The organism is Lysinibacillus sp. BPa_S21 (assembly GCF_023337795.1).
Lineage (GTDB): Bacteria > Bacillota > Bacilli > Bacillales_A > Planococcaceae > Lysinibacillus.
Genome location: NZ_JALIRS010000004.1, coordinates 235,775 through 254,425 on the forward strand (window position 1 = coordinate 235,775; position 18,651 = coordinate 254,425).

An 18,651-nucleotide genomic window follows, 5' to 3' on the forward strand; every position below is an offset into this window, starting at 1 on the left:
TAACAATCCATACTAAAAAACGAAGGAGATAGCTTCCTTCGTTTTTATGTTTTCTGATTATTTTATTCGATAATATTTTTAGGTATTTTTATAACAATCTTTGCCCCTTTATCCTCATCATTTGCAGCTTGGATTGTTCCATGATGCTTCTGAATAATAACTTGCGCAATAGTTAGACCTAAGCCCATACTTTGGCCTCCGCTAAACTTTTCTTCTTCTCCTTTATATAAAGGTTTAAATATGTGTTCAAGATCCTTTTCAGCAAACCCTTTTCCATTATCTAAAATAATCGTTTCTATAAAACTATCCCTTTCTCTAATGAATACTTCTATTTTCTCTGTTGTTGGACTATGGCGAATACCATTGATAAGCACGTTTTCAAATGCTCTTTTTAGCAACATATAATCACCAGCAATGGGGTGACTCGTTCGATTATTTACTTCTAGCGTAAGTTTTTTCTCTGAAAGGTTAATATACAACATCTGCTTTAAATCGTGTACCAGATCATTAACTTGAAATACTGTTATTTCTTCGAGTTTAATTTGTCCTTCAATATTTGAATAATTTGCCAAAGACGTGACCAATTCATTCAGATGATTTGCTTGTTTCATGCTCATCTCTAAATATTGCGTTTTCTTTTGTTCATTTTTAAAAAGTCCCTTTATTAATCCTTCCAAATAACCTCTCAATGAAAAAATAGGTGTCCTTAAATCATGAACAATGGAAGACACAAAGAGTTTTCTTTCATCTTCTAATCTTTCGTTATTCTCTTTCGATAATTTGAGATTTTTAGCCATTTCAATAAAGGCTTGAGTCGCATAGTTCATTTCTTTAATGTTGGAACCTGGCAAATCTATGCTATATGTTCCATTCGATATAAGCTGTGAAGATTTATTAATAGCACGCAATGGCTTCATTAAATTTACTTGCAGAAACACTATATAGAGTATCGAGACCAGAGAAAATGCACCAATGTAAAAGACAAAGTCATAGTTCGTACTTTTAAGTTGTTCTTCTGCAGGTATCGGAGGAAAGCTAATATATACCGTTGCAATAAACGAATCATCAGCTGAATAAACATTATAATGAACTGGATATAAATTAGATTGAACTAGATATAAATTAGATTTTTCATCGAGATTTTCTGAAAGGGCTTGATCACCTTTAAGAGGTAGAGTATTTTTAGGTTCCTGCATTCCTTCAGTGTAGAGCAACCCATCATCTGCAAAAATAATTAGCAGATCAATATTATCTTCTTCGGCTTTCTTTATTAATTGACTTTTCCATTCTTCCTTATCGAACTGTGTCTTATATGTATTCACTATATTGTCCTGCACCCACAAATCCAAATCGAATATTTGATTTTCTTTGGACGAATACACATCCGTTAGGCGTGTAACTGTTTTCGCTAAAAGGATTGGCGTGAAAACAATAACGATTAGGCTCAACGCAATAAACGCCTTAAAACTAATCTTTGGCATCTTTTATCCTCTCATTCCTTTATGCAACTGGTAACCAACAGATCTAATTGTTTTTATCTCGGGAACTGTATCAAAAGGGGCTAGCTTCTCTCTTAATTTTGCAACATGGACTCGCACACTATGAAATCCAGTTACATCATCATTCCATATTCTATCTATAATTTGCTCATACGTTAGCACGATTCCTTCATTTTCCATAAAAAAATATAATAAATCAAACTCGATTGTCGTTAGCTCTACTTCTTGATTGGCTACTTTCACTGACCTTGTGTCTAGATTTAATTCAAGTTGATCAATAGATAAAACCCTCTGCACATCTATAGCTTTCCGAGAATGTATAGCTATTCTTCTTTCAACTGCCTTGACCCTTGCAACAATTTCACTTGGACTTGCCGTTTTGACAATATAATCATCAGCTCCTAGCATAAGACCTCTTATTTTATCCGTATCGGTTTGGTGATTGGCACTTAAAAATAAAATAGGAACTTCGGATTCTTTTCGGATTCTCTTGCAGAGTGTAAAGCCATCAATCCCAGGCAGCATAACGTCTAAAATAATACAATCTATTGTCATCTGACGTAACAGTGTTTCTGCCTCTTCAGCATTTTGAGCACTATAAACTATGTAATTTTCCAACTCTAGAAAATCAGTCATCAATTGAATAATTTCTATATGATCATCAACAATTAAAATATTCCTAAAAGGCATTTTAATCACCTCTTTTAATTATTTAAAAGCCTACAATGGCTTGGTACTTTGTTTTTTTGTAAATGAGAACCTTCATAAAATTCTAATGTGTCCCAAAAGACTTTGCCACCCATTGTTGCAGATTCTATAGTAGGCATACTCCAATTAGAATACAGTGTTCGCCAATTAATTTAGGATTAGGCTACTAGAATAGGTAAGGTACCTTGGATTGCGAATGGTGCTTTCATATAAATGCCTCCTTGTTATTTCTCATCACTAGTATGATTTCTATTATATTGTAAATATAAACAAATGAGGGAATTGTATTGGTGAATAATGTGAATATATTGTACCGTTTGTTGTATACATTGGGTATTTTAATTAATATAAAGTACTTGAACTTGAACTGGGACCTAACATAATGGGGATGATCACGGAAATCAAGAATGTATACAAATATATTTGAAGAGGAAGTTGTTTCAAAAAGAGGATCGGTGAACGGTGGGCGGGAAATCAACAAAAAGACTATATCTGATAAAATAAGCCTGCTACAGAAAAGAAAGTCGATAAAGATATTACTAAAGTACAAACTGACCAAAAGAAGATAACTACTTTATATTATAGAGTTATCGGGATTTAATGGTGATTATTTCATTCAAAATTGAAGTGGGGGATTTTATGTTAGTTGAATATCCTAACACCTCTGTTTCTGCTATTTTTAATGACAATTCTTTTACTGATTTAAACATAGTGAGTTATTGATAATGATGATGAGAATGATGTTTTATGTATTGAACAATGAGTTTAGTCCATGTTCAGTATGCTTGAGCACAAGAGCTTTGAGAAGGGCTTCAGCCTTAGATAAAAAAGACTTGAGTCATTGACATTCATGACAAAATCCACCTACTTTAGTAGGTGGTAATTTTGACTTATTACGCATTATCTACCGAATATTTCAATTTGAACGCCATTATTTCAATCACATTAATCATTGAAAATGCTTGTCATTTTCTCTGCAACCTCTTCGGTAATCGCAAGAAATCGTTTGGAAATTGATGTCATGTAACGATCCTTAAGTGTAATTATATTAAGTTTTGTTTGTAACACTGGATTTGCTAGTGGTCTAAGTACTGGTAAATCAGGAGAATTAAGTAGCTTGAAACAACTAGGTACAAAACAAATTCCTGCGCCTTTCATTACCATCATAAGTGTTGGTAATGTTTCTGTCCCCCAGTATACGACATTAGGCATAAATCCACTTTTTTGGCATGCCTCGATCACATCATCAGCAACACCTGATCCATAAGATGTTGTATTTAAAAGAAATCGTTCGTTTTTCAAGTCTGCAATATCAATAGAATCTTTTTCACATAGATGATGGTTAGGTGGAAGAGCTAAAAGTAAAGGTTCTGTTAATAGTGTTGAAGTATGGATGTCCTCCGCTCTCACTGAAGTTCGGACAATTCCAATATCTATTTTATGACTTCTTAGTTCTTCTAAAATATATGATGTATTACCCTCGCGAACATGTGTAACTATGTTAGGAGTTTCCGTTTGAATTTTTTTTAAGACATTTGGCAAAATAAATAGATTTGCTGAAGTAGTACAACCCAATTTCACAGTACCTCTAATTCCTTCATGAAACTCGACTAATTTCTTCTCCGTATTCTCAGATAAATCAAGTAATTCTTTTCCTTTTTCATATAAAAATACTCCACTTGGTGTTAATTCAAGAGACCTACCTAAACGATTAAACAAAGTGACATTTAATTCTTGTTCAAATTTTCTAATTAAAATACTTAAGGGGGGTTGAGTCATTTGCAGTGCAGTAGCAGCTTTTGTAATGCTTCCTTCCTCAACTACTGTAATAAAACAATGTAAACGATGAAGGTTCATTTTGATAACTCCTCCTTTTAGTATTCATAAAATATATGGAAGTCATATAAATATTATAATTTACATTATAAAAATGTAAAGATATACTATTTTCATAATTAAGAATAGTTCAAAAATTGGATTTAATGGAGGTTTTATCAATGACAACTAAAATTACTCAACAATCAAAAACTGTAGAGTTAGCTAAACTGGACAAAAAGCACTTGCTACATCCAGCTACAAATCCGAAGGCTTTAATTGACAATGGACCGCCTATTATCTTTGTTAAAGGTAAAGGCGTTACAGTTACAAGTACGGATGATGTGGAATACATCGACGGAATGTCAATGCTTTGGAACGTGAACTTAGGACATGGGAATCAAGAACTTGCAGATGCTGGTAATAGTCAATTATCTACTCTCGCGTATGCATCATCATTTAAAGGATTCTCAAATGAACCATCCATTCTACTTGCTGAAAAATTAGCTGAGTTAGCACCAGGAGATTTAAATAGTGTATTCTACACTTCTGGTGGGTCAGAATCAAATGACACAGCGATTAAATTAGCTCGTTTCTACTGGGAGCTTAAAGGGAAATCAGAAAAAAGAAAGATTATTGCGCTAACGAATGCTTACCATGGTGTAACAATAGGAGCGCAAACAGCTACTGGTCTTGCAGCATACCACAAGTTCGCATCATCAAATATAGACGGAGTTATTCGTGCAACAGCCCACCTACTAAACTGTGAGTTAGGTGATAAGAATGATCCAAACTTTGCAGATTCAATTCTTGGAACAATTGAAAGAGAAGGTGCGGAGACGATTGCCGGAATTATTATTGAACCTGTGCAAGGTGCGGGTGGAGTTAATATTCCACCAGAAGGTTACTTAGAAGCAGTTCGTAACATCTGTGACGAGCACAATATCCTTTTCATGGCAGATGAAGTTATTTGTGGATTCGGTCGTACGGGGAAAATGTTTGGTGTAAACAACTGGAATGTTGTCCCTGATATGATGTCAATTGCAAAAGGAATTACGAGCGGTTATTCGCAACTTGGCGGGGTCATGATTAATGATGAAATTAGAGAAACAATTGCAAACTTTGATGCTGTTATCCCACATGGTTTCACATATAGTGGCCATCCGACTGCTTGTGCGATTGGACTGAAAAATATTGAAATACTAGAGCGTGATAATATTATTGACCACGTAGACGACATGGAAAAAGAACTTAAAAAAGGCTTAGACTACTTAGCTGAAAAACATAGTATTGTAACAAATTGCAGAGCTATTGGTCTGTTGGCTGCATTTGAACTTTACGAAGATCCAACAAGTGGAAAATTGTTTGATCCAACTGTTTTCCCAGCAAATGCGGTAGTTGACGCATGTTTCGAACGCCAATTAATATTAAGAGCGCTTGGAGCCAATAACCAAATTGTAGCAATTGCACCACCTCTTATTATTAACAAAGAAGAAATTGAAAAAATGATTCAAATTATAGACGATTCGATTACTGCTTTTAAAAATACACGCAACTAAACTATTCCTATAAAGTAAGTTGAGTAGTGGTGGTTATAGTTAAAAAAGGGAGGTTCTCTAGTGCTTTATATAAATGGTGAATGGCGAGATACAGGAAATAAATTAGATGTAACAAATCCTGCGACAGGAGAAATAATTAGAACTGTTGCTACAGGTGGTAAAACTGAAACTAAAGAAGCAATTGAAAGTGCGAAGAGGGCATTTGAATTCTGGGGTAAGACAACTGGAAATGAGCGCAGCAACTACCTGTTTCAAGTGGTTCAATTGATGAAAGAAAAAACAAAAGAATTAGCTGAAACAATTACACTTGAAAATGGTAAGCCTTTACCAGATGCTACTCGTGAAGTAGCAGGTGCGATCGGCTATCTGGAATGGTATGCGGAGGAAGCTAAGAGAATTTATGGGGAAACAATTCCTGCATCTGCAGCTAATAAACACTTAATGGTAATTCGTGAACCTGTTGGAGTATGTGCAGCTATAACACCATGGAATTTCCCGTTATCGATGATTACAAGAAAAATTGCACCTGCACTTGCTGCAGGTTGTACGATTGTTTTAAAACCGGCTGACTTAACGCCTCTTTCGGCGATAAAAGTATTTGAATGCTTTCATGAAGTTGGACTACCTGCTGGAGTTGCAAACCTGGTAATTGGTCCAGCTGAAGAAATTGGAAACGAGATGACGAGTAACCCAGACGTTCGTAAAATCACATTTACTGGCTCGACGCGTGTGGGGAAAAAGCTAATCCGTGATTCGTCTGATACAGTGAAGAAAATATCAATGGAGCTTGGTGGACACGCACCGTATATTGTGTTTGAGGATGCTGATATCGACGCAGCAGTTAATGGTATCTTAGTGTCTAAGTTTATTAACTCAGGTCAAACTTGCATCAGCACCAACCGGATTTACGTAGCGGAAACTGTAGCTGATGAATTCTCAGGAAAGTTAGCTGAAAAGGTATCTAAATTAGTTGTAGGAAATGGATTGGAAGATGGCGTAAATGTCGGTCCAGTAATTAATAAAGCGGCTCTTGAAAAAGTGAAAAGTCAAGTAGAAGACGCTGTGAAACATGATGGTAAAGTAATTGCGGGTGGTAATGTATTTACATTAAATAATGGAAGCGGTTACTTCTTTGAGCCCACAGTTATTCAATATGCAAGCGATAATATGAAGATTACAACAGAAGAAACATTTGGACCAGTTGCACCAATTTATACATTTAAGACGGAAGAAGAGGTAGTTGAAAGAGCAAACCATCCTGAATATGGTCTTGCAGCTTATTGTTATACGCGAGACATTGGTCGAGGCTTACGAATGATGCGTGCTTTAGAGTTCGGAATTGTTGGTATTAATGATCCAGCCCCAGTGGTTGTACAAGCTCCGTTTGGTGGTATGAAGGAAAGTGGAATGGGGAAAGAAGGCGGTTGGTACGGACTTGAGGAGTACTTGGAGAAGAAGTTTGTATCGATCTTTTTAAAGTAATTAAAAAATTGTTACTAATCTAGGGGCTCTATATCAAAGTCTGTACTTGACAGCACATTCCACTACAGGCGGACGCTTTCCTGGGGGCGAACCTTGAGTCTCCTCGTCGCTAACGCTCTTGCGGGGTCTCAAGTTGTTCGCTAATCCCCAAGGAGTCGCCGCCTTTCGTCCCATGTGCTTACATGGCATAAGATTTACATTAAATCAAGTGCATATTGTGGTAGACTTTTCTGCATTTTCCCAAAGATTACTTTCCCCATGCTTAGTTTATAAAGGATGTGGATTAAATCTACACAATTAATAAAGTAATGAACTTTAACAGGCGTGTTGATTAGGAGTTTATTGAATAATTTCACCCTTATTCCTCAGCTTCCTAATAAAATTTACCATATAAATAATGCCGATTTTATAGATTGTAGCGAAGGGCTACTCGACTCCCGCCCGCAGGAAAGCGAGTAGCCGTAGCGAAAATCAACCTTTTCTTTCATTAGAATTAGATAAAATTAGTTAATCAATACACCTAAAACTTTAATTTAATTTCAATAAAATAAGAGGGAGGATTTATTATGTCTCAAGTACATTTAAAAAATAATGGACAAGAAATAGTTGTCCGCAATATTTTAAAAGAGGATCTTGCTGAAGTTGCCGCACTTTCTATGAAGTGTTTTGGACCTGATATGGCATTAAAATATGAGCATTTTGAAAGTCAGATTGAGTTGTTTCCAGAAGGTCAAATTTGTCTAGAATATAACGGTAAAATTGTAGGAACCGCTTTAAGTCTAATTGTAAATTTTGAAGATTACGGAGATAGTCACTCATATTTTCAAATCTGTGATTTAGGATTTATTCGAAATCATAACCCTAAGGGTAGAAACCTATATGGTATTGAAATTGGAGTACATGAAGATTTTAGAGGGTTACAATTGGGACGTCATTTGTATGATGGCAGAAAAAGAATATGTGAGAAACTTAACTTAGAAAGTATCTTAGTAGGTGGTCGTATACCTTTTTACTATAAATATGCTGAGCAGATGAGTGCAGATGAGTATGCACTAGAGGTAATGAAAGGGAAAATATATGATCCTGTATTAACATTCCAAATGAAAAACGGATACGTATTAAATAAAGTAATGCCAGGCTATTTACCTGGGGATGTTGAGTCATTAGAATATGCAACACTTTTGGAATGGAAAAATCCAGTTTACAAGCTTAAATTAGTATGAGTCTTTTGTCCATTATGTTCGCCTATTTTAATAGGCGAACAGAGGATGCCCATTGTTTATTGCGATTATTTAACTTCCTTAGTTGTGTAAGCGCTTTCAATTTATTGTTATAAGTGTTCCATTAGAGGTAAATCTTAGGTAAAGAGAGGAGTTATCAATGGTTATCGCTGATAAAGTTATTTCGAGTGAAGCAGTATTTACAGGTTTAGAAAATGAAGCAAAGCCAGCTGCTATTGCGATTAAAGGTAACAAAATTATTGCGGTAGGTTCGATGGAGGAAATAAAACCATTTATAGGTATAGACACGAAGGAATATCATTATGGCAACCAACTCATTATGCCAGGATTTCATGATGCGCACCTTCATCTGATGTTTGGTAGTCTTTTCTCGCATGCAAGTATCAATTTATCGGATGCTCATTCGGAAGAAGAAGTTGCTAGTTTAGTAAAGCAATTCTCGGAAAAAGTGCATGCTGATGAATGGATTATAGGCTATGGATGGGATCATACAAATTGGGAAGAGAAATGCTTGCCGACACGTTTTTCTTTAGACAAAGTAATTCCTAACCGCCCAATTATTCTTTTCCACGCAGAAGGTCATTATGCGTGGGTTAATAGTTTAGCACTTGAAAATGCTAGGGTTACAAATGAAACTGAAGACCCTCCTAATGGTACGATCCAAAAAGATGAAAATAATGAAATGACAGGAATTCTTCTTGAAACAGCAATGAATTTAGTTGTGGATATTGCTCTTGCATTTCCGGATAAACGGAAAGAAGAATTGTTTGAAGAGTTCTTAAAAAAATCAGCTCAATTAGGCATTACATCAGTAAATGATTTGTTTGCAAGTAGTTTTGATAAGTTAAATAGTTTCGATATGTATAAGGCATATGATGAAGCTGGAAAACTTACGACTCGAATTCATCTTTACCCTGAGTTAAATGATGATATAGATAGAGCGATAAGCTTGCGTGAAAAGTACAATTCCGAAAAATTACAGCTTGCAGGACTTAAGCAGTTTATTGATGGCGTTGTAACTGGACATACCGCATACATGTTAGATCCTTACTTAGACAAACCTATAACACGTGGGAGTACTGCTTTTCCTGTAGAAACGATCAAAAACTGGGTGACAAAAGCGGACAAAGAAGGATTTCAAATTCGCTTCCATACAATTGGTGATGGCGCAGTTAGGCTTGCTCTAGATATATTTGAAGCAGCAAGGATGGATAATGGTGTGAGAGATTCACGACATGCGCTAGAGCATATTGAAGTGATTCATCCGACAGATATTAAGAGATTTAAAGAATTGGGGGTTGTTCCATCTGTACAGCCTTCTCATCTAGCATTGATGCCAAAAGAAAGTCATACATTGCGTGTCGGTAAAGAAAAAGACCCTTATACGTATTTATGTAAAACGTTATACGACGCAGTCGACTATATTGCTTTTGGTACAGACTATCCAATAACAACATTAGATCCTTTTAAAGAAATTTTCCATGCGATTACGAGATTAGACTTTACTGGTGATTATGAGTGGAATAGTCAAGAGCAGATAACACTCGCAGAAGCGTTGAAAGCGTATACAAAAGGTTCAGCATACAGCACATTCAGAGAAAAAGATTTGGGTACATTAGAAGTTGGAAAATTAGCAGATATTATTGTATTAGATAAAAACCTCTTTGAAGTAGAAAATAAAGAAATTTTGCAAACGAAAGTTTTGTTAACAATTATGGATGGCGAAGTTGTTTATCGTGAATCAGTCTACCATCCTACTATTTTAGTTAATTGTTCATTTTACCGAGAATTTTTTATTACTATTCGAGGAGTGAGAAAAATAAAACATCCAGTTAATTTGTCTAGATCACTTTCTTTAACGTCTGTTGTTGTTACTGGGATGGCCTTTATGGCTTTAACTACAGTGTTTAGCACATACGGTATAGCCTCTAAAATATCTCATGGTATGGTCGCTGGATCGTATGTACTTGCATTAATTGTGATGATGTTTACGGCTCATAGTTATGGTCAAATGGCAAAAGCGTACCCCATTGCGGGATCTGCCTATACCTATGCGCAAAAAGCTATTAATTCTCATGTTGGTTTCTTAGTGGGATGGGCAATTTTAATGGACTATCTCTTGATCCCAATGGTTAACTTTTTACTATTTGGTATTTTCTTCTCAGCTGCTATACCTGAAGTTCCACAATATGTTTGGATACTTACATTAATAGTTCTTGTGACATTTGTAAATGTTAAAGGTGTAAAGTTAAGCGCAAATATCAACATGATAGTAATAGGCTTATCGGTATTATTTATAGCTGTCTTTTGCATTTTATCAGTTAAATCAATAGTAACTGGAACCGGGACTGGCATTTTATTTAACCTTGATCCCTTTATTAATACCGAGGAGTCATTTAAGTATATAGTTGCTGGTGCTGCACTACTATGTTTCTCTTTCCTCGGTTTTGATGCAGTTTCTACTTTTTCAGAAGAAGTAAAAAATCCGGAGAAAAACATACCACGTGCAATATCTTTAGTAACAATAATTGGTGGATTATGTTTTGTAATCGTATCTTATTTTGCACATAATGTTTGGCCAGATTATACGAGTTTTAAAGATGCTGATTCTGCTTCCTATGAAATTGTTTTCCTAGTAGGCGGGAATGCCTTACAAGCAGCATTCCTAGCAAAAACTGCAGTGGTTGTATTTGGTTCCGCGTCCGCATCTCAAGCAAGTGCTGCACGTGTATTATACGCAATGGGAAGAGATGGACAATTACCTAAAAAATTTTTTGGGAAAATAAATAAAAGAACGAGAACCCCGGTTAACAATATTTTATTAATTGGTCTTTTATCATTATCTGCATTGTTTTTAAGTCTAACCATTGTCGCGTCTTTCATTAATTTTGGCGCCCTACTTGCATTTACTGCTGTGAATCTATCTGTTGTTTTTTTATATTTCGGTAAGCGAAAAGAACGCTCCTTAAAGGGGATTATCTTCTATTTGATTTTTCCATTAATCGGAGCAGTACTTACAACTTGTTTGCTTTTCAACCTAGACGTTTATTCGATTGCTCTTGGTAGTGTTTGGTTAGGAATTGGTGTTATTTATTTATTATTTATGACAAAAGGTCTTAAGCATAAACCACCAGTGCTCAATCCAGATCAGATTGATTCGTCGCAGTTTAATGAAACAGCTAAAAATATGTAAAGGGGATGGATGAATGACAGATAACACTACGCTCAAAAGGTCATTAGGTGTTTGGTCAATTGTTGCACTGGGATTAGGATATATGACGCCTACAGTGATCTTTGATACGTTTGGAATTGTATCAAAATTAACAAATGGTGTAGTACCAATGGCGTATTTTGTCGCCTTGTTAGTAATGGTATTGACAGCGATTAGTTATGGAAAGATGGTACAGGTATTCCCGGCTGCTGGTTCAGCATATACATACACCCGGGAAACAATGGGGTCTCACCTAGGATTCCTCGTAGGTTGGGCATCGTTATTAGATTATTTATTATTACCTTTAGTTAATGCATTAATTATTCGAATATATATGGAATCTCTGTTTCCGAATGTACCTGTTTGGATTTGGGTTTTTGCTTATGTCATTGTAGTTACTGCAATTAATGCTTATAGTATGGAATCAACATCCAGCTTAAACTTTATACTCGTTGTTTTCACGATTTGTTTAATAAGTATCTTCATAATACTTGCTTCTGTACAACTTTATCACGGTATGGGAAATGGTACATTATTCACGATTCATCCACTATCACATGAAAATGTGAAATTAATGGCCGTTTTAACTGGGGCAACAGTAGTAGCTTTCTCGTTTATCGGTTTCGACGCAATAACAATGTATACGGAAGAAGCAAAGGATACATCAACAGTTCCTAGAGCAATCCTACTAACTGTTTTAATCGGTGGGGGTATTTTCTTTATTGCTTCTTATTTTACACAAGCATTATTCCCGGATGTTTCTGTGTTCGAAAATGTAGATGATACATTGCCGGAAATTGGTTTATATGTAGGAGGGAAGCTATTCCAACTACTTTTCATTGCTGGAGCTTTCGCTGCTACTGTAGCTTCAGGACTTGCATCTCATGCAAGTGCATCTCGTTTGCTATTTGTTATGGGCAGAAATGGTGTACTTCCTAAAAAAACTTTCGGATACTTACACCCTAAATTTAGAACGCCTGTTTTTACGATTGTTTTGACGGGAATCGTATCATTATTTGCAATAGGACCAAATTTAGAATTAATTGCTTCAGTCATTAACTTTGGGGCATTAATTGCATTCACATTCGTTAATCTATCTGTTATTGTTCATTTCTATATTCGTGAAAAAAGGAGATCAGGCAGTGAAACCTTTAAGTACTTAATTATGCCCTCTTTAGGAGCATTAGCTACTGGAGTTCTTTGGTATCATTTACACGTTGATGCATTTATAGGTGGAATCGTTTGGCTTATAATCGGAACCATTTACATGCTGTTTATAACAAGATTCTTTAAAAAAGAACTTGGAAGCATGGACTCTATTGATGACTTGGAGTCATTAGATAAAGAGATTTTTAATGAAGATAAGATTAAAGTCTTGAATTAACTATATAGAGGATGAGAATCGATAATCTTCCTCTTTTTAATGACACAAGAAGTAAATAAAGGAGTGATTGCTTTGAAAGAAAAAATTCGACTTTATATAGAAGAAAATAAAGAAGAATTATTTAAAACAATTCAAGATGTCGTACGTATAAAAAGCGTTGTTGGTAATGAACAAGAGATGCAATTATACATGAAAAAAAAATATGAAGAACTTAACTTGATTTTGCATGAGATTGAACCAAAATATGAGAAGGTTTCAGCTCATGAAGCGTTTATTGATTCAGGTATTCCGTTTGAAGACCGAAAAAATATTATTGGAATACATAAAGGTGTCTCCAATGGTAAATCATTAACGATTCATGGGCATGTAGATGTTGTTTCTCCAGAACCTTATTCAAACTGGACGATGGACCCATGGAGTGGAGATATTATTGGAAACAAGTTATACGGTCGAGGCTCTGCCGATATGAAAGCAGGACTTATTTCAAATTGGTTCGCATTGAAAACATTAATTGATTTAGGTTATCCAATTGCTGGAGATGTTCAGCTACATTCAGTAATAGAAGAAGAAGCTGGTGGTGGAGGCGGAGCTTTAGCATGTTTGGAGGAAGGCTTCGTAACAGATGGGTACATTTCGACAGAGCCACATAATTTGAATATGACAATAAGTCATGGGGGGATTATGTATTTTCGAGTGTACGTAAAGGGAAGAACAGCGCATGCTGGTTTAGCGCATGAAGGCATCAATGCTATTTCAAAAATGATGAAAATCCTTAGTGCGCTAGATGAATTAAGTGAATGGCGTGCTAAAAATGTTAAGTTTGATTTATTTGAAAAGGGGTCTGGACAGTCCGTTCACTTAAATTTAGGTGTACTAAAAGCTGGGGACTGGGTATCGACAGTTCCAGGGGAAGCGATCCTCGAAGGAAGAATTGGTTTTATCCCAGGGGAAACTCGCGAAGAAATTAAGCAACTAGTACAAGACACGATTATGAACTCTGTCTTAGGCGATGAGTGGATGGATAAAAATCCACCTGTTATAGAGTGGTTTGGATGGTCAACAGAGCCATGGTACCAAGATCCTGAGAACCCTTTTGTAAAATTATTCATCGAAAATGCAGAAGATGTTATGGGACATAAAATAATAATGGTTGGAAGAGCTGGAGGAAATGATGCACGATTTACTCAGTATTACGGAAAACAAGGATTGTGCTTTGGGCCAATTGGAGAAAATATGCATGGACCAGATGAATGTGTTCATTTAGATAGCGTAGTAGAAGTAACTAATGTTTTGGCAAATTATATTATTAAGTGGAGCGAGAGTTAATCAACGTTTCTCTCTTATCAATTAAATCGATGAAACAATTCTTGTATTCTAAATTAATTGAAAATTAAAATAATTTATTTCCGAAATGTAAGTAAATCACATTTTAGTAGTTGGCAAGCTTATTGCTTAAAAACATTTAAAAGAGAGGATGTATTTTTATGAAAAGAAATTATTCTGTTGAAGAACTTAAAGTGTTAGACCAAAAGCATTTTCTACACCCTACTTCACCAGTAAAGACAGAAAACGGTCCGGCATTTATTTTTACAGAAGGAAAAGGTGTTTATCTGTATGATATTACAGGTAAAAAAGTTATTGATGGTATGTCTTCACTTTGGAATGTGAATATCGGACATGGTAGAACAGAACTTGGTGAAGTAGCGAAGGAACAAATGGATAAATTAGCCTTCAGTTCTTGTTTTGCAACGTTTAGTAATGAGCCTGCTATTCTATTAGCAAAAAAGTTAGCAGAATTAGCACCAGGTGATTTAAATACTACATTTTTTACGTCCGGTGGTTCAGAATCCAATGATAGCGCCTATAAATTGGCTCGTCATTATTGGATATTAAAAGGGGAAACTTCTCGAAAAAAAATTATCTCAAGATCGAGATCTTATCACGGGGTGGCAATCGGTGCTACAAGTGCGACGGGTTTAAAAGGATTTCGTGATTTTACAAATTCTAATGCACCAGATTTTCTATTCGTAGATCATTTCTCCATTCAGGCTTTACGTGATTTGATTGAAACTGAAGGTCCAGAAACAATAGCTGCTTTCATCACCGAGCCAGTACAAGGTGCAGGTGGGGTGCATGTTGCACCGGAAAATTATTTCAAAGAAATTCGTGAAATTTGCAATGAGTATGGTATTTTGATGATAACTGATGAAGTTATCACAGGATTTGGTAGGACGGGTAAGTTCTTTGCGATGGAACATTTTAATGTGGTACCGGATATGATGTGCTTTGCAAAAGGTGTTACTAGTGGATATGCACAATTAGGTGGTGTAATGATCTCAGAGAAAATACACCAAGAATTTTCTGAGTTATCAGAAGGAACTATATTGCATGGATACACGTATAGTGGTCATCCAATGGCCTGTGCAGTTGGACTGAAAAATATTGAAATTATAGAGAAAGATAATTTAGTAGCAAATGCAGAAATTCGTGGTCAAGAGCTATTAGCAGGGTTAAAAGTATTACAAGCGAAGTATCCATTTATTGTTGATGTAAGAGGATTAGGTTTAATGGCAGGTATAGAGATCTCTTATGAAGGAAGACTCCTGGCTCCGCAAATAGTGACAGAGGCAGCAAAGTTGGGATTAATATGTCGCTCTGTTGTACTAGATGCTCAAGATATTGTTGTATTTTCACCACCATTATCAATAAGCCAAAAGGAGTTAAGGGATTTATTAGATATTCTAGAAAAGGCGATTCAAGAAGTAGAGAATCAGGTATTGGTAAATAAGTTGTAATACGAAAGGTGAGGTAATTTAATGAGGGGAAATTAAAGTGATATGGGAAGAGAATGGCTGAAGTATGCAATTGAGGAAATGACAGAAGTGAAACTTGTAGTTATAAATCAAAACTAAAAAAATAGGTAGGAGGAAATATAATGATAATTGGTGTACCTAAAGAAATAAAAAATAATGAAAATCGAGTAGGAATTACTCCAGCGGGTGTTGTGGCTTACAAAAAAGGTGGTCATGAAGTAATAATTGAATCGAGTGCAGGGCTAGGTAGTGGATTTACAGACCAAGATTATTTAGATGTAGGCGCTCAAATTACTAAATCGACTAAGGAAGTTTGGGATGTTGATATGGTGATTAAAGTGAAGGAGCCGATTCAGGAGGAGTACAAATATTTTAAAGAGAATTTAATTCTCTACACATACCTACATTTAGCTCCAGAGCCAGAATTAACGAAAGCTTTGCTTGAAAGTAAAGTTACTGGAATTGCTTATGAAACAATTCAATTAGATTCAGGTGCCTTACCGTTGTTAACGCCAATGAGTGAAGTTGCAGGCCGAATGTCTGTACAAATTGGTGCACAGTTTTTAGAAAATTCCAAAGGGGGAAAAGGAGTTCTCTTAGGTGGTATTCCTGGGGTTGCACCTGGAAATGTAGTGATTATAGGTGCTGGAGTTGTCGGGACGAATGCTGCGAAAATGGCAGTAGGATTAGGTGCAAACGTAACAATTTTAGACGTTAATATTACACGCTTAAGTCAAATAGATGATATGTTCCAAGGACGTGTTCGTACACTTGCATCAAATACCTACAATATCGCTGAAGCAGTGAAAACAGCTGATTTGTTAATTGGTGCTGTGCTCATTCCAGGTTCACGTGCACCACAATTAGTTTCAAAAGAAATGATTCAAACGATGCAAAAGGGTTCTGTTGTAGTGGATGTAGCGGTAGATCAAGGGGGTTCTATTGAGACAATTGATCGAATTACTACTCATAGTAATCCTACTTATGAAGTATACGGTGTTGTGCATTACGCAGTTGCGAATATGCCAGGTGCTTGCGCGCGTACTTCAACAATGGGCTTGTCAAATGTAACTGTTCCATACGGTTTGCAAATAGCTAATAAAGGCTATCGCCAAGCTGCTTTAGATAATCCTGTTTTAGCGAAGGGGATAAACGTAGTAAATGGAAAAATAGTATATAAAGCGGTAGCTGAAGCACATGGATTACCATATACGGATCTACAAGTAGAATTAGCAGCAGAAACAACTTCGGCGTTAGCAGTTAAATAGAATAAGAGAAATAATGTTATTTGAAATGAAAAGAAGGTGAAATTTGGTAGAGAACGTAATCTACCAAGCTTTCACCTTCTTTTCTATTTAACATGAATGCCTGCAGATTGTAGTTCTTTATAAAACTATAATTTGCAAATTCATTCAACAATAAGTACTTCTCCGATGGCATGGGTATTGTAGTTCCAAAAAAAGTAGGTTAATAAAAGTGTAGGGAGACGTGTTCAACTTCAAAAAGAATGTAAGCTTTATATTGAACATTGAGAACTAAAAGCATGTTCAGCCAAATTCCAATCATAAAACTACTTTTAAAAGCAGGTTTTTAACGTTACCGGTAATTCATATATATAAAGTAAAAACTATTAGGAGTAGAAATCATTGGACAAACAAAATAGCAGATATAGATGGGTTGTATTTGTTTCTGTATTATTTACTTATTTATTAATGGCGAGTCAACGAACCGCCCCAGGACTGATTACAGACCAGTTGATGCGAGATTTTAATGTAACAGCATCAACGATTGGGTTATTGACGAGTATTCAATTTTTTGTCTACACGAGTTTGCAAATTCCGATGGGGATTTTAGCGGATCGATTTGGGCCAAATTTTTTCCTAATTATCGGGGCTTCTCTTACAGGTTTAGGTACAATTATTTATAGTTTTGGTACACATGAATTCGTCCTGTTTTTTGCCAGAATACTAACTGGGGTTGGGGATGCAACCATATGGGTTAACATGGTGTTAATTTTGGCCCAATGGTTTCAACCAAAAGAATTTGTTCGATTAATTGGCCTAGCGGGCATGACAGGAAGTCTTGGTTTCTTATTGGCGACAGTACCTTTCTCCACATGGATACTCTTATTTGGATGGAGGGTAACATTTTTCTCAGTAGGACTACTATTATGTTTATGTGGCATTCTCCTTTATGTTGTACTTGTAAAAAAACCAAAACAAATTTTGGGAGATGAACCAGTAGCGGATGTAGCAGAAGTGCAACGTGAAAAAACATCTGTTTTGCTACGAAGAATATTTTCAAATCCGCAAGCATGGGCTCTATTCTTTTGCCATTTTGGGGTAGTCGGCGGTTATGTAGGGTTTATCAGTTCGTGGGCAGTTCCATACGGGATGGATATGTATGAAATGACGCGTTCAGATGCCAGCCAGCTGATTATGATTGGTCTTATCGGGGCACTGATTGGAGCACCTCTAGCTAGTTGGATTTCAAGTCGGCTTGAAACAATTAAAAGACCGTATATTGTTGTTCAAATCATTGTTCTATTAGGGTGGATTTCTTTCCTTTTATGTAATGGGCATCCTTCCTTTGTCTTTCTAATAATTATTTTCTTTATCATTGGCTTTGGATATGGGGCAAGTGCATTAACCTTTGCAGCTGTACGTCAATCTTTTAATCTGAAAGAATCTGGAATTGTTTCAGGGATTGCCAATACGGGCGGCTTTTTAAGTGCTGTATTGCTACCCATCATTTTTGGCTATATATTGGATCATTTTCAATCAACTTCAGGAAATCTATTTGATGGATATTACTATGGTTTCATCACGCCGGTTATTTTCTCCATCGTTGGTTTGATTGGCGTGATGTTATTGAAGGAAAAACGTCAGAGAGTAGGACAAAAAAGAATATCCGCATGAGGGAATCGAAATAAGAATAAC

Annotated in this window: 12 protein-coding genes; 9 read left to right on the top strand and 3 right to left on the bottom strand. The window is 35.9% G+C overall.

Annotated elements, in window-relative coordinates; genetic code table 11:
- Positions 1–62 precede the first annotated feature (62 nt).
- The 3 genes from MOK21_RS09595 to MOK21_RS09605 all read right to left on the bottom strand — a co-directional run bounded on the left by MOK21_RS09595 (position 63) and on the right by MOK21_RS09605 (position 4,064).
- On the bottom strand, positions 63–1,481 hold the full coding sequence (locus MOK21_RS09595; protein WP_249073710.1) for a sensor histidine kinase: 1,419 nt from the start codon (positions 1,479–1,481) through the stop codon (positions 63–65).
- A 3-nt stretch (positions 1,482–1,484) separates the two neighbouring features.
- A complete protein-coding gene (locus MOK21_RS09600) occupies positions 1,485–2,189 on the bottom strand; it encodes a response regulator transcription factor (protein WP_249073711.1) in 705 nt (234 codons plus the stop codon).
- 963 nt (positions 2,190–3,152) lie between these two features.
- Positions 3,153–4,064 (bottom strand): LysR family transcriptional regulator, encoded by a 912-nt coding sequence (locus tag MOK21_RS09605; RefSeq protein ID WP_249073712.1) that lies wholly within the window; start codon positions 4,062–4,064, stop codon positions 3,153–3,155.
- A gap of 140 nt (positions 4,065–4,204) precedes the next feature.
- On the opposite strand from MOK21_RS09605, the gene MOK21_RS09610 reads away from it, so the two are divergent.
- The 9 genes from MOK21_RS09610 to MOK21_RS09655 all read left to right on the top strand — a co-directional run bounded on the left by MOK21_RS09610 (position 4,205) and on the right by MOK21_RS09655 (position 18,630).
- Entirely contained in the window at positions 4,205–5,581 is a 1,377-nt protein-coding gene (locus tag MOK21_RS09610; RefSeq protein WP_249073713.1) for an aminotransferase family protein, read from the top strand.
- Between the two features lie 60 nt (positions 5,582–5,641).
- Positions 5,642–7,063, top strand: a complete 1,422-nt coding sequence (locus MOK21_RS09615; protein WP_249073714.1) for an NAD-dependent succinate-semialdehyde dehydrogenase — start codon at positions 5,642–5,644, stop codon at positions 7,061–7,063.
- Positions 7,064–7,629: 566 nt separating this feature from the next.
- Positions 7,630–8,286: a GNAT family N-acetyltransferase gene (locus MOK21_RS09620; protein ID WP_249073715.1), complete on the top strand. Its 657-nt coding sequence runs from the start codon at positions 7,630–7,632 to the stop codon at positions 8,284–8,286.
- 157 nt (positions 8,287–8,443) lie between these two features.
- Complete coding sequence (locus tag MOK21_RS23880; protein WP_308221904.1) at positions 8,444–11,497, top strand: amino acid permease; 3,054 nt, start codon at positions 8,444–8,446, stop codon at positions 11,495–11,497.
- Between the two features lie 13 nt (positions 11,498–11,510).
- Positions 11,511–12,899 (top strand): APC family permease, encoded by a 1,389-nt coding sequence (locus tag MOK21_RS09635; protein ID WP_249073716.1) that lies wholly within the window; start codon positions 11,511–11,513, stop codon positions 12,897–12,899.
- Between the two features lie 72 nt (positions 12,900–12,971).
- The gene (locus tag MOK21_RS09640) at positions 12,972–14,225 is read left to right on the top strand and encodes an ArgE/DapE family deacylase (RefSeq protein ID WP_249073717.1); all 1,254 of its coding nucleotides are present in this window, start codon (positions 12,972–12,974) and stop codon (positions 14,223–14,225) included.
- Positions 14,226–14,383: 158 nt separating this feature from the next.
- Positions 14,384–15,694 carry an aminotransferase family protein gene (locus MOK21_RS09645; RefSeq protein WP_249073718.1) on the top strand — a complete coding sequence of 437 codons (1,311 nt, stop codon included), beginning with the start codon at positions 14,384–14,386 and terminating at the stop codon, positions 15,692–15,694.
- Between the two features lie 140 nt (positions 15,695–15,834).
- Entirely contained in the window at positions 15,835–16,980 is a 1,146-nt protein-coding gene (ald, locus tag MOK21_RS09650) for an alanine dehydrogenase (RefSeq protein ID WP_249073719.1), read from the top strand.
- 378 nt (positions 16,981–17,358) lie between these two features.
- A complete protein-coding gene (locus tag MOK21_RS09655) occupies positions 17,359–18,630 on the top strand; it encodes an MFS transporter (RefSeq protein WP_249073720.1) in 1,272 nt (423 codons plus the stop codon).
- Positions 18,631–18,651 lie beyond the last annotated feature (21 nt).

Excerpts from the sequence above, each read along its gene's own strand:
- MOK21_RS09595 (WP_249073710.1), bottom strand. The coding sequence starts at position 1,481 with ATGCCAAAGATTAGTTTTAAGGCGTTTATTGCGTTGAGCCTAATCGTT.
- MOK21_RS09620 (WP_249073715.1), top strand. The coding sequence starts at position 7,630 with ATGTCTCAAGTACATTTAAAAAATAATGGACAAGAAATAGTTGTCCGC.
- MOK21_RS09635 (WP_249073716.1), top strand. The coding sequence starts at position 11,511 with ATGACAGATAACACTACGCTCAAAAGGTCATTAGGTGTTTGGTCAATT.
- MOK21_RS09600 (WP_249073711.1), bottom strand. The coding sequence starts at position 2,189 with ATGCCTTTTAGGAATATTTTAATTGTTGATGATCATATAGAAATTATT.
- MOK21_RS23880 (WP_308221904.1), top strand. The coding sequence starts at position 8,444 with ATGGTTATCGCTGATAAAGTTATTTCGAGTGAAGCAGTATTTACAGGT.
- MOK21_RS09610 (WP_249073713.1), top strand. The coding sequence starts at position 4,205 with ATGACAACTAAAATTACTCAACAATCAAAAACTGTAGAGTTAGCTAAA.
- MOK21_RS09645 (WP_249073718.1), top strand. The coding sequence starts at position 14,384 with ATGAAAAGAAATTATTCTGTTGAAGAACTTAAAGTGTTAGACCAAAAG.
- ald (WP_249073719.1), top strand. The coding sequence starts at position 15,835 with ATGATAATTGGTGTACCTAAAGAAATAAAAAATAATGAAAATCGAGTA.
- MOK21_RS09605 (WP_249073712.1), bottom strand. The coding sequence starts at position 4,064 with ATGAACCTTCATCGTTTACATTGTTTTATTACAGTAGTTGAGGAAGGA.